Raw genomic sequence first — 12,604 nt, forward strand, 5'->3', positions numbered from 1 at the left:
AGTTTCACTATGATTTAATCGTGATCATAGGTTCGGGAGGAAATAATGGTGGCAATACTTCATATTAACCAAATACTTAACATTACCATTAGACAAAATAATCAATCACAATTATTTTTGTCAAGGATTGCAGATATCCAAGAGGAAGCTTTAATCATTGAGTTTCCATTATCCCTAGAAAAAGAATGGGATCCCGTCATATTTCACCCTGGTACGAAGCTGAAGATAGATTTGATTCATCAAAATAGCCGCTTTCAATTCACTTCGGAAATCAACGGTAAAACAGAAGACAAAATTCCACTACTACTTTTAAAAAGACCGAGTGAAGCAGATATCGAAAAAATCCAATTAAGGCAGAATTTTCGCGTTCCAGCCAATATTGACATGCAAATCGTACAAGATGGGGAAAATTCTACCTTCTATACTATTGATGTAAGTGCTGGTGGACTTTCCTTTTATGATAAAACTTGTTCTTTTAAGAAAGGTGATCGAGTAGCAGGAATCTTAGAACTTCCTTTTCGTACAGAAAAATACGAGGTTTCTTTCTTAGCAAAGATCGTAAGAGTAGTAGCCCAAAATAGCAATATTAAAATAAAAAAAACGGCGATTCAATTTACCGATATTGAGGAGAAAGACCGAAGAAAAATTATTCAATTTTGCTTTAAGAGACAGTTAGAGTTAAAGGAGAAAGGAATTAGTTATCCATATTAACGATAATTTTACTTAGGCAGTGAGAACCTAGGGCTGAATGCATCTTTTGCATTTCAGCCAAGGTTCAATGGCTGGAGATTAATTTTGGATATATTTATTAAAAACTTCGCTAAAATCCTTTTGTGTATTTTCATCATAAGTCGTATTGAACCAGTCAAAAGCAAATTTAGTTGCTTTTTCAAATTCTGTTGAAATGGTCCCATCATGGAAACGATTGTCCGTAAATAATGATTGAGAAACGTTTAAACTATTTTGTGCAAATTCCTTATTTCGTTCATTTTCATCTTGTATATGGGAAATCGCGACTAAGGATTTATATAAATCTGCGATGGCTTCCCCTTCTTTTTTATCGATATCAACCGATATAGCTTTTCCACCTAAGGAAAATTTAATCTCCAAATCTAAGTCTACTGTACCTGCTGTTTCTACAGATACATTTTTAATAGGATGGCGATAATAGTCATATCTGTAAATATTACGCTTACTACTTGTTGCCTTTTCTCCATCTAAGTGAATAAGAGCACGATTAGTGAAGCAATATTCATCTGATTTCGATTTAATTAAAAAATGAATCTTCTCTCCATCCTCATGCAGAACATAATCATCGGATTCTGTTTTGTCAAAATCCTCTGGTTGAATAATCTTTCCAATATCACTTAACCCTAGTGCATCACTTGCGATTTTTTTAAACATCCATTTTCCTCCTAAGTTTGATAGAATTACTACTTATTATTTTAAAATATTATGTTTTTTAAGTGAACCCTTTATAAATAATTCAAATTTTTGGTAGTAAAATTTACTTTTTAATCATAAATTAGTAGCCCCAAATAAGTGCTGTATCTCATCTATTTCGCTGGAGCGCACATCACTTTCAAGCTCTTGCACCAATTCCATTGATTGCTTCATAGTTTTCCCATCTAGCGTTTCCAACCACATTAAATCAACCGTATAAATATGAGTCAAGACCTTTGCAATCGAGGAAAAACCAGCTTGACAATAATTCTTTGATCCGATTTATGATAACATCGTTAGCCCAAGCATGGTAATCATACATTTTTATAATTGATTTTCCCTTCAAATTATCCATATCTTTTCCTCCCTCATTTTATTATGAGCATTATAATGGGAAATAATTAGATAAATTAATTACGTTCCTCTTTACACGACACAGTAATAGGATGATATTGCTCATAAATTTCGTTAGCATTTCTAACAATAGGATGGAATATGATAAATTATATGATAAATTGTAAATATAGAACGTGATATTAGCAGTATTTAAGTGATATAGAATTATTTGACAATATTAATATATTCATAGTATTATACACATACTTATAATTAAATGGGGGGATGTATTTTTATGAAATTAAAGCGCTTACTATTCATGCTTATTTCACTACTTGCCATATCATTATTTCTTGTAGCATGTGGAAGTGATGATTCAGAAGTAGAAGGAGATGCAGATTCAAATTCAGGTGATGGTGGAGAAGCTACAGAAGAAGCACCTGATTTCTTAAGTATTCTTACTGGGGGAACAAGTGGTACTTACTATCCTCTGGGCGGGGAAATGGCGTCTACGATTACGGATGCTACAGGTATACAAACAGATGCTTTATCCTCAAATGCTTCGGCAGACAATGTGATCGCATTGCAAGAGGGGGAGGCAGAATTAGCTTTTGTTCAAACAGATGTGATCGATAATGCAGTAAATGGTGTCAATGCATTTGAAGGAAACAAAGTAGAAAACGTGCAAGCCATTGGATCACTCTATCCAGAAACGATCCAAATCGTAACAACAAAAGACTCTGGAATAAGTTCAGTGGAAGACTTAGCTGGTAAAAAAGTATCTGTCGGGGCACCTGGCTCTGGTACGTATATAAATGCAGAACAAATTTTAGAAATACACGGGATGACCATCGACGATATTGATGCACAAAATTTAGATTTTGGTGAATCCACTGGTGGAATCCAGGATGGTAATATTGATGCAGCTTTTATTACTGCAGGTACACCGACAGGAGCGGTCGAAGGATTAGGGGCAACAGTCGATGTTTCGATTATTCCAATTGCAGAGGAAAAAATTAATGAACTAGTAGAAAAATATCCATTCTATGCAAAAGATACGGTAAAGAAAGGCACGTATGGACTAGAGGAGGATGTCAACACCGTTGCAGTTCTAGCAATGCTTGCAGTTACTGACGATGTTCCAGAAGACACTGTTTATGAAATTACTAAAGCTATCTATGAAAATGCAGACAGTATGGCACATGATAAGGCATCTCTCATTTCACTTGAAACTGCTCTAGATGGAATTGGCATTGAAGTACACCCAGGAGCACAAAAATATTTCGATGAAAAAGGTATTAGTGCGGAATAAGTGGCATCGATGCTATAAATGAACTACTTAGCCGGCTGCCTACTGTTTTTTAAAAATGGCAGGCGGCTTTTCTGTCTTTATTCAATTATAAATACGGGTGACTATTAAATGAAACGTAAACTATTTGCCTCTAGCATCATTTTCGTTCTTTGTGCTGCACTTGTTACCGTAACTTTTAAGCTTCCTTTTATAACAGCATTGGTTTTCTATAAAGAAAATACAGAACAAATGAATGCATTTTTGCCAATTGAAAAAGGTGAAGTTTTTCAGATTATTTTTACCCACTCGATTCATCTTACAGACGTTGTCGAAAAATATAAAATTACAGACGACTTAGGAATGGAGCAATTTGAAATCATTTATGAGCATTTTGGTATTGGCATGCCCTCAAATGCACAAGAAGGAGAAGAATTTGTCTATGAAGATGGGAAGTATCATATTAAAAATCTAAACAATTATTTTCCATCTATGAATATTCGAAATGGAAAAACTGTTTCAGAAAATCGTCTTGTCTGGGGTACTGCAGGAGAGCCAGATGATGGTCATATGATCTGGTTCAATCAATATTTTAAACCAGGTGCTTGGTTTCATATAGAGGTAGAGAAACTTACCTTGTGGGAATATTGGAAAGGAGTGAGAATTCATGAGTGAAGAAAAACAAGTCAATACAGTAACGGAAGAAGAGCAACGAAAATTACTCGAAAAATATGATGCCGAATCAAATACTAGGAATTTAAAAGGAATCATGGCAAAGGCCGTTTTTGTTATCCTGATTGCTTTTTCCTTGTTTCAAATATATACAGGTGTTTTTGGACAATATACAGCTTATCTCCAACGAACTGTTCACCTTGGTTTTGCCCTAGTTTTAATTTTTCTCCTGTTTCCTGCAATCCGAAAAAAGAAAAAGGATCAAATACCTTGGTATGATTACCTGTTAGCGTTACTTGCCATTGTCGTTTGTGCTTATTGGCCAGTTTACTATGACACTCTCGTTCAGCAAATTGGAGGTATCAACCAAGTACAAATGATAATTGGAGGTATTGCCACTCTCTTGGTTTTAGAAGCAGCGAGACGGGCTGTAGGCCTACCAATCACGATTATCTCCATGCTATTTCTATTGTATGCATTATTTGGTCCTCAAATGCCTGGCATGCTCATACATCGAGGGCTTAGTTTAGATCAATTAATCGAGTCGATGTTTTTTACAACAGAAGGAATTTTAGGGACACCACTACAAGTGTCTTCTACTTACATTTTCTTATTTCTATTATTTGGCGCCTTTCTCGTTCAAACAGGAGTGGGACAATATTTTAATGATTTAGCGATTGCAATAGCCGGCAAACGAACTGGTGGACCGGCAAAGGTAGCTATTTTTTCAAGTGCCCTCAATGGTACGATATCGGGAAGCTCTGTTGCGAACACCGTAACAACAGGGTCCTATACGATTCCAATGATGAAAAAATTAGGTTATCGTAAAAACTTTGCTGGAGCAGTTGAAGCAGCGTCATCTACTGGGGGACAGATTATGCCACCGATTATGGGTGCTGCCGCGTTTTTGATGATTGAATTTGCCGGTGAAAGCTACTGGAATATTGCGAAAGCAGCAATCATCCCTGCAATTTTATATTTTGCTGGAATTTGGATTATGACACACCTTGAAGCTAAAAGAACAGGGTTACATGGATTAAAAGATGAGGAATTGCCAAATAAGAAAGAAGTGTTTAAAAAGATTCATCTTTTATTACCAATCCTTGCTATTGTTTTGTTCCTATTCCAAGGAATGAGTGTAGAAAGAGCAGCATTATATGGTATTTTAGCTACCATTATTGTCAGTTTGTTTAGAAAGGACACGAGAATAACACCACAAAAGTTTGTTGAGGCATTGCAGCAAGGTGCAAGAACAGCACTAGGTGTAGCAGCAGCAACTGCTTGTGCAGGTATTATTGTAGGGGTCGTCACGAAGACAGGACTTGGGTTGAAATTAGGAAATGGTTTAGTAGATATTGCAGGTTCTATCTCTTTTTCAATAGAATCCCAGCTATTACTTACTTTGTTCTTTACAATGATTGCTTCCATTATTCTTGGAATGGGCTCACCAACTACAGCCAATTATATTATTACATCAACCATTGCTTTGCCGGCAATTCTTGCTTTAAATGATAGCTTAGAGGTAGCTATTCCAGTATTAGCTGCACATATGTTTGTATTTTATTTCGGAATCCTCGCAGATATTACACCTCCTGTTGCGTTGGCAGCTTTTGCGGCAACTGGTATTTCTGGTGGTGAACCGATTCGAACTGGCTTGAATGCAGCAAAGCTTGCTATTGCGGCATTCATTATCCCGTACATGTTTGTCCTTAATCCGACCCTGCTAATGATTGAGGGAAGTTACTTGGATATAGGCTGGGCGCTTATCACAGCGATGCTAGGGATGCTCGTCATAGGAGCTTGTATGATTGGCTTCTGGTATCGCAAATTACATTGGACCGAGCGGATTATTACACTGCTGACAGGCCTAATGCTCATGTATCCAGAAGGTTATTCTGATATTATTGGTCTAGGAGTTTTCCTCATATTATTTGTTATTCAGTTCCTGACCAGAGCAGATAAAAAGGGAAAATTACAGCATGCAAATGCTTAGGGAAAAGGTGATCTACCATACTGGGGATCGCCTTTTTTGCACAAAGAACCGGAATACTAGACCAGTAAAAATGACGATAGAAAAACAACGGAGCCGCTATTTTTTAAAATTTCTTCTGAAACTTTTTTTCCCCTTATTACGTATGAATGTTATGATGAAAGAAATTTGATTGGAAATTGAGGTAAGATAAATGGACATCCAACATTATAAAGACTCTTGGATACAACCAAAAGTAGAGAAGGCAAAAGAGTATTTTAATCAGCTATTTGAAGATGTTCGCGAGCAATCCTTTGTCAATACTTTAACGACAGATTTAGAAGCATGGAAGCAGTCTCACATTCGCCCCTCTCTATTAAGAAAATCGAGAAAAGATACGAACTATCAACCTTATTTAAAATGGCTGAAATATACGGGTAAATTAGACGAATATTTAGATCGAAGTATTTCCTACATATACATGCGAGATCTAGGTTATTCATTAGCTGATCATGGGATTCAAGCAAAGATAAATCGTGCAACAAATTTTGTGAAGAATTATGTAATAGACACTAGTAATCACGAGCCTTTTCGATTAAGTACTCTCTATAGATGGGCGCAAAAGGAAGGAATAGAATCGACTTTTTTTTGGTTAATTCAAAAATTAAAATTAGTCTCCAAGCAACTTCCAGAAGCTATGGATAAAGAAAATGCACAACGAAAATTACTAAAAATTATAGCAGGAGTATTGTTGCAGGAGCTCGATCAATTAGATGAACAGTCCTCCGCTGACTTGCGTAGAAATAGACTAGACCAAGCGGTGAGGCTAGGTTATAGCTATGGATTAACCTATCCGTTTATCGATGATTTACTAGATGCCAATATATTGTCCAAAAAAGAGGAAGAGCAATTTTCCTCTTGGATCCGAACAACACTAGCGAAAGAAAAGGTAGCTGAATTAAAGAATTGGGAAGGAGAAAACGGTGATTTAGTCCGATTTGTTTATAAGGAATTGAAGGAAGCCTTTGAGTATATAAGGATGATTCAAGCAAATCTTGATGAACATCATTTTTTCGAGTTAAGCTATCTGTTTTTTCATGCCCAGGAATTGGATCGGGATAAAGATATAGATCATCCTAATTACACGAATGATGAATTGTATTTACCTATTATCTTAAAATCAGCATCCTCTAGAATGATTGTCCGATCCTTGATCGGAATGAAGGACAATGAGACAAATCAACAACGGATGTTCTTTTACGGAATTTATAATCAGTTAGCAGATGATCTAGCAGATATTAATCAAGATCAGAAAAGTGGAGCCGTTTCTTCCTATACTTATTATTTGAAATACTATCAGCAAAGATCAGACTTAGTAAATCCTTTTGAACTTTATTGGACGGTAATTTATCATTTGATTCATCGCGTATATGATTCCGATCAAAAAACGTGTGAAATCATTTTAAATCGTGCGATAAATGGTTTAAAGCGTTTGAAAATTCGTATGGGTGAAAAGGCTTATACAGAACTTATGAAGATTCTGACACAACGAATGCCTGAATTTAATCGCTTCCTACAACATTTAGTCCAGAAAGCCGATAATGTAGATTTCTTCGATAAATTACTTCGGGATCACTTTATTCAGAATCTACGTGATCAAAAACAAGTAAAAACGGATTTTTTCCAAACGATCAAGGATATAAGAAATCAAATTAATCAATTATTACCAATCAAGGAAGGGAATGGAGCAAGAGAATCGATTTCTCATGCAGCAAATTATAGCATAGAAGGGGCAGGGAAGAGATTAAGACCGATTGTTACTTGGTTAATGGGTGTCCAAGTTTATCATTTTCAACCATCCTCCATTATTCCATTAATCCGTTCTTTAGAATATATGCACACGGCTTCCTTAATCTTTGATGATTTGCCATCTCAAGATAATGCCTCCTATCGCCGTGGAAGAGAAACATTACACGAGAAATATAATACAGCCATTGCTGAATTAACAGGCTTATTTCTAACGCAAAAAGCGTATGAAGAACAAGCCTCACTTAATTCCTTTGACCCTAGTACTGTATTACAATTAATTCAATATTCTGCTCAAAAAACAGCAGAAATGTGCAGAGGCCAAGCTATTGATCTAGCGTCAAAAGGAGAGGAACTAACGATAGAAGAGTTAAATGATATGTGTTTTTATAAAACGGGAATTGGCTTTGAGGCATCTTTAGTCATGCCTTCCATTCTCGCAAAAGCATCGGAAGAAGAAAGAAGTTCACTTAAAAAGATTGCCTACCATGCAGGTATCGCTTTTCAAATAAAAGATGACCTTTTGGATGTAGAGGGTGATTTACAATTACTTGGTAAGCCAGTCGGCAATGATCAACAAAACAACAGCTCTACATTCGTAACCATTTTAGGAATGGACGGTGCTAAGAAAGAGATGTGGAACCACTACTGTGAAGCCGTAGAAACGATCGATAGATTACCATATGAAACAAATTTTTTAAGACAGCTGTTAGATTTTTTTGTGAATCGTGAGTATTAAGCCAGCCCGTTGAAATTAGTTGCGTCAAAAGAATAGTAAAGAAAGAAAAATCCGAACGTTAATATTTCTGCACTGAAGCTGCTTCGTCAAAATACTTCGCTCAGTCAGAAGAATGTTCGGATTCTCATTCACCCTATTTAGTTTATGCCTCAGCCACTTTTTCATTTCCTCAATAATAGAAGTATAAAATACGGGGCACCGATTAATGCTGTCATGATACCTGCCGCAATGCCTTCTGGCTCAATAATGTTTCGACCAATCGTATCTGCAATTAATAATAAAAGGCCACCAATCAAAATGGCAATTGGAAGATAAAGCTGGTTTCTTGGCCCTATAATGGATTTGGCAATATGTGGAGCCATTAGACCAACAAAGGCTATTCCGCCTGTTACCGATACGGCAGCTGCAGCGAGTGCAACAGCTGCAACCAAAAGTAACACCCTTTCCTTCTCAACACGAACTCCCACTCCAACCGCAACAGGCTCACTGAAGCTGAGCAGATCAAGCTTATTCGCTTTATATAGAGTGAATGGAATAAGAATTAATAGCCATGGCAGTATTGCTATAATAAATGGCCAATCAGTACCCCATATCGAACCCGCTAACCATTTGGCGATAAAATCTACTTTTTCTCGCTCAGATGAAGATATAAGGACAACCATAAGTCCCGAGCAGGCCATCGAGAAACCAACACCTACTAGTATCAGCTTAATTGGTTGTAACCCAATTCCCTTAGTATAAGAAAAAATATAAATTAATATCGCAATAAGAAAGGCACTGATAAATGCAATGATAGGTAGTGCATAAATAAAGGAACCAACATCAATAGGAAAGTATAAAAAGAAAATGGCAACCCCAATGCCTGCACCTGCATTAACCCCGATAATCCCAGGGTCAGCCAAATCATTTCTCGTGATACCTTGTAAAATGGCACCAGATACTGCCAATGCCATACCTGCCAGGATAGTAATGATTATTCTTGGCAAACGAATAGAATAAATAACAAACTCCTCTTTAAACGTACCCTGCCCTATAAAAGTAGGAATGATGCGATTAAATGAAACAGAAGAATAACCAATCCCTAAGCTGATCACGGCAATTAAAATAACGGAAGCAACAAGACTTATTACGATAATACGCTGTTTTGTTGTTTTACTAGTAGTCGGAATCAAAATGCTTTCCCCCCTCTACGAACGATGATTAAAAAGAAAGGGAGTCCCATTATTGCTACAATGGCTGCAACAGGTGTTTCAAAAGGTGCATTAATTGTTCGGCCAGCCAAATCTGCTAATACCATAAATGTCGCTCCAATAAAAACAGATAGTGGGAGAATTTTGTTATAGTCTGCTCCGATTATAGCACGCACAATATGTGGAACCATAAGACCAACGAAGGCTAAATTCCCTACCAAAGCAACAGCTGCTCCTGCTAAAATACTAATGAGAAGAAATAGTATTGCTTTGATGATAAGTATATTCTGCCCTAATCCAGTTGCTACATCTTCATTCAAACTGAGCAAGGATAGCTGTCGACTTAAAAACAAGGAGATGATGACACTTATTAAAATACAAGGCACAACCATTTTTAGCTGATTCCAATTAGTTCCGATCATCCCCCCAGCAGTCCACATCGAAACATCCTTCGATATTTTGAAATATATGCCAATTCCATCAGCAATCGCGTAAAGAAAGGCAGAAACAGCAGCGCCTGCGAGCACAATTTTTAATGGAGAAAAGCCCCCTTTTTGGACAGATCCTATGCCAACAACAAGTAGTGTTCCAAGTGAAGCACCAATAAAGCAGGCGATCATAATGGTAAAGTAATTAGCAGAAGGGAAAAAAGCTACGGTAATAGCCAGTGCTACATTTGCTCCAGAAGTTACACCTAGTAACCCTGGATCTGCTAGTGGGTTTCTTGTTACCCCTTGCATGATTGTCCCTGAAACTGCTAGTGCAGCACCAACAAAAAGTGCAGCAATAATTCGGGGTAACCGAATCTCCCTAAGCATGGTGAGGGTCTCGCTTTCCAAAGATGTGGTTATAGAAAGCCATACATCGTGTAAGGAAGTGTTAGCCGCACCAAGCCATAAGGCCAATATAGACGAGCCTAGCATGAAACAGATGCTAGCTATTAATTTGAATGAAAAATACTTGGATTTATTGATCATGATATCTCAGCTTTCTTCTTTTTTATCGAGTCAATCGTAATGCAGAACGAAGTTAGAATAATAATTATTCATCCAAAAAATGTTCCTTGAAAAATTCTAATTGGTATTCTAATGTTATTGGATCATTAAAATAGAATCCCTTCGCATCTGCAACAAAGACATGATCTTTTTGAACGGCGGGAATATTTTTGAATGTCTTCGTTTCCATAAAAGATGATTCTGTTTCCTCCGTCTTACTAATGATTAAATAATCTCCAACATAATCAGATAATACCTCTGGAGACAATGTATAGTAACCAGCTTCCAATGCATTCTCCTTCACTTTATCAGGCATTTTCAAGCCCATTTCTTGATAAAGAATTTCTGTACCTCTACCCCAGTTATCTCCAAATACGTATAATTCCTTATCGAAGTTCTCAATAACCGTTACTGTAGCATTTTCACCAATTTTCGCTTTAATTTCTTCGCCAGCTTGTTTAGATCTTGCCTTAAAATCCTTAATCCAGTTAGCGGCTTCCTCTTCTTTATTCAGTAGCTTACCGATTTCAAGGTGCTGTGTTAAATAATCCACTTTGTTATATGTAAAGGTAACCGTTGGTGCAATTTCTTTTAATTTATCAATATTTTTTGTCGTAGAAGCACCAATGATCAAATCAGGATTCAGCTCCATAATTTTTTCAAGATTTTCTTCTGATATCTCCTCTACACCTTCCAGGTCATAGTGTGGATTTTGCTTAGCCCAAGAATCTACTCCAATGAGTGGTACATCAAGTGCTAGAACATTACCAGCATAAGTAGAAACGACAACCACACGCTCTGGATTAGCGGGCACCTCCACAGGACCATTTTCTGACTCATACGTAATGGTTTCTTTCTCCTTTTCATTGACAGTTTCTCCATTCGTTTCTTTATTGCTACTACAACCTGTAATAAATAGAATAACTAAAATAACGAGGGCGAAGCTTATTTTTCTCATAAAAATTATCTCCTTTTAGAAAAACTTATTGATATTGATTATCATTTTCGCTTATAATGATAATAGTTATCATTATCGTTTGTCAATATAAATTTAAATAGAAATACCTTTGGAGGAGGAAATCCATTTGCTTAAAGAAGAATGTTTCGATGTAACCATTATCGGTGGAGGCCCGGCTGGACTTTATTCAGCCTTTTATAGTGGACTGAGAGAGATGAAAACAAAAATTATCGAATTTCAGTCACAATTGGGTGGGAAGATACATGTATATCCAGAGAAATTGATTTGGGATGTTGGTGGATTACCGCCTGTAACAGGAACACAGCTTATTGATCATTTAGTAGAACAGGGCTTAACCTTTGAGCCTGAAGTTGTGTTAAATGAAAAGATAGAATCAATTGAAAAAGACGAAAATAATCTTTTTATTCTTAGAGGAAGTAGTGGGAAAATCCATTATTCCAAAACGGTTATCATTGCAACAGGTAGTGGTATCTTAAAACCACAAAAGTTAAATATTAAAGGTGCAGATCGTTTTGAAGTATCGAATTTACATTATACGGTTCAATCATATAAGCGCTTTAAGGATAAAGTAGTTCTCATTTCAGGGGGACGTGACGCAGCGATTGACTTGGCTAATGAGCTAGAACCAATCGCGAAAAAGGTATATATTACGTACCGAAGAGATAGCCTAACTGGTCACGAATCGCAAGTAACACAGCTATTAAATAGCTCGGTGGAGTGCTTTTTTCAATCCTCGATTACCAAGCTTATCTCCTCTAACAGAAAAACCATTAATCAGGTGGAGATCACTCATAATGAAACGAATGAGTCTACATATGTTGATATTGATGAACTTGTGATTAATCATGGCTTTGATCGAGATTCTACCTTAATAAAAAACAGTAAGATTGAAATTGAATTGTTGGATGACTTCTTTATAAAAGGAAGTACAAAATCAGAATCTTCCATTGATGGCTTATTTGCTGCGGGAGATATTATTAAGCACGATGGTAAGGTACATTTAATAATGGGGGCTTTCCATGATGCTACAAATGCTGTAAATAGTGCCAAAAAGTATTTAGTGCCCAATGCCGCGGAAATCGCCATGGTTTCTTCCCACAATGATATTTTCAAAAAAAGAAATGAAAAGCTTGTCGAAGAAATGCTTCGATGATGAGAGCAGACAGCGATCGGCTGTCTGTTTTTGC

At 36.7% G+C, this 12,604-nt stretch carries 11 protein-coding genes; 6 read left to right on the forward strand and 5 right to left on the reverse strand.

The window, feature by feature from the left end:
* Positions 1–48: 48 nt before the first annotated feature.
* Positions 49–711 carry a flagellar brake protein gene (locus tag ACZ5N5_RS10155; RefSeq protein ID WP_277678982.1) on the forward strand — a complete coding sequence of 221 codons (663 nt, stop codon included), beginning with the start codon at positions 49–51 and terminating at the stop codon, positions 709–711.
* Between the two features lie 78 nt (positions 712–789).
* On the opposite strand, the gene ACZ5N5_RS10160 is transcribed toward ACZ5N5_RS10155, so the two are convergent.
* Complete coding sequence (locus ACZ5N5_RS10160; protein ID WP_464372427.1) at positions 790–1,404, reverse strand: PH domain-containing protein; 615 nt, start codon at positions 1,402–1,404, stop codon at positions 790–792.
* A gap of 114 nt (positions 1,405–1,518) precedes the next feature.
* Positions 1,519–1,674: a hypothetical protein gene (locus ACZ5N5_RS10165; protein WP_277678984.1), complete on the reverse strand. Its 156-nt coding sequence runs from the start codon at positions 1,672–1,674 to the stop codon at positions 1,519–1,521.
* Between the two features lie 400 nt (positions 1,675–2,074).
* Between ACZ5N5_RS10165 and ACZ5N5_RS10170 the strand changes: the two genes are divergently transcribed.
* The 4 genes from ACZ5N5_RS10170 (at position 2,075) to ACZ5N5_RS10185 (ending at position 8,253) form a co-directional block, all read left to right on the forward strand.
* Complete coding sequence (locus ACZ5N5_RS10170; RefSeq protein ID WP_277678985.1) at positions 2,075–3,091, forward strand: TAXI family TRAP transporter solute-binding subunit; 1,017 nt, start codon at positions 2,075–2,077, stop codon at positions 3,089–3,091.
* Positions 3,092–3,199: 108 nt separating this feature from the next.
* Positions 3,200–3,742, forward strand: a complete 543-nt coding sequence (locus ACZ5N5_RS10175) for a DUF1850 domain-containing protein (RefSeq protein WP_054789039.1) — start codon at positions 3,200–3,202, stop codon at positions 3,740–3,742.
* Positions 3,735–5,732 (forward strand): TRAP transporter permease, encoded by a 1,998-nt coding sequence (locus ACZ5N5_RS10180; RefSeq protein ID WP_464372428.1) that lies wholly within the window; start codon positions 3,735–3,737, stop codon positions 5,730–5,732. The genes ACZ5N5_RS10175 and ACZ5N5_RS10180 overlap by 8 nt, the downstream gene beginning before the upstream one ends.
* A 190-nt stretch (positions 5,733–5,922) precedes the next feature.
* Positions 5,923–8,253 carry a polyprenyl synthetase family protein gene (locus tag ACZ5N5_RS10185; RefSeq protein WP_464372429.1) on the forward strand — a complete coding sequence of 777 codons (2,331 nt, stop codon included), beginning with the start codon at positions 5,923–5,925 and terminating at the stop codon, positions 8,251–8,253.
* Positions 8,254–8,414: 161 nt separating this feature from the next.
* Here the strand turns inward: ACZ5N5_RS10185 and ACZ5N5_RS10190 are convergent, their stop codons facing one another.
* The 3 genes from ACZ5N5_RS10190 to ACZ5N5_RS10200 form a co-directional block, all read right to left on the reverse strand.
* The gene (locus ACZ5N5_RS10190; protein ID WP_109985639.1) at positions 8,415–9,428 is read right to left on the reverse strand and encodes a FecCD family ABC transporter permease; all 1,014 of its coding nucleotides are present in this window, start codon (positions 9,426–9,428) and stop codon (positions 8,415–8,417) included.
* Positions 9,422–10,420 (reverse strand): FecCD family ABC transporter permease, encoded by a 999-nt coding sequence (locus ACZ5N5_RS10195; RefSeq protein ID WP_277678988.1) that lies wholly within the window; start codon positions 10,418–10,420, stop codon positions 9,422–9,424. Before ACZ5N5_RS10195 ends, ACZ5N5_RS10190 begins: the two co-directional genes overlap by 7 nt.
* Positions 10,421–10,484: 64 nt before the next feature.
* Positions 10,485–11,396 carry an iron-hydroxamate ABC transporter substrate-binding protein gene (locus tag ACZ5N5_RS10200; protein ID WP_277678989.1) on the reverse strand — a complete coding sequence of 304 codons (912 nt, stop codon included), beginning with the start codon at positions 11,394–11,396 and terminating at the stop codon, positions 10,485–10,487.
* Between the two features lie 127 nt (positions 11,397–11,523).
* Here ACZ5N5_RS10200 and ACZ5N5_RS10205 point away from each other — a divergent pair, with 127 nt between their 5' ends.
* Positions 11,524–12,570, forward strand: coding sequence for an NAD(P)/FAD-dependent oxidoreductase (locus ACZ5N5_RS10205; RefSeq protein ID WP_464372430.1), 1,047 nt, complete (start codon positions 11,524–11,526; stop codon positions 12,568–12,570).
* The last annotated feature ends 34 nt before the right edge of the window (positions 12,571–12,604 follow it).

Source organism: Gracilibacillus sp. JCM 18966 (assembly GCF_055392695.1).

Coding starts and splice junctions, on each gene's coding strand:
- ACZ5N5_RS10160 (WP_464372427.1), bottom strand. CDS start 1,404: ATGTTTAAAAAAATCGCAAGTGATGCACTAGGGTTAAGTGATATTGGA.
- ACZ5N5_RS10170 (WP_277678985.1), top strand. CDS start 2,075: ATGAAATTAAAGCGCTTACTATTCATGCTTATTTCACTACTTGCCATA.
- ACZ5N5_RS10175 (WP_054789039.1), top strand. CDS start 3,200: ATGAAACGTAAACTATTTGCCTCTAGCATCATTTTCGTTCTTTGTGCT.
- ACZ5N5_RS10180 (WP_464372428.1), top strand. CDS start 3,735: ATGAGTGAAGAAAAACAAGTCAATACAGTAACGGAAGAAGAGCAACGA.
- ACZ5N5_RS10185 (WP_464372429.1), top strand. CDS start 5,923: ATGGACATCCAACATTATAAAGACTCTTGGATACAACCAAAAGTAGAG.
- ACZ5N5_RS10195 (WP_277678988.1), bottom strand. CDS start 10,420: ATGATCAATAAATCCAAGTATTTTTCATTCAAATTAATAGCTAGCATC.
- ACZ5N5_RS10200 (WP_277678989.1), bottom strand. CDS start 11,396: ATGAGAAAAATAAGCTTCGCCCTCGTTATTTTAGTTATTCTATTTATT.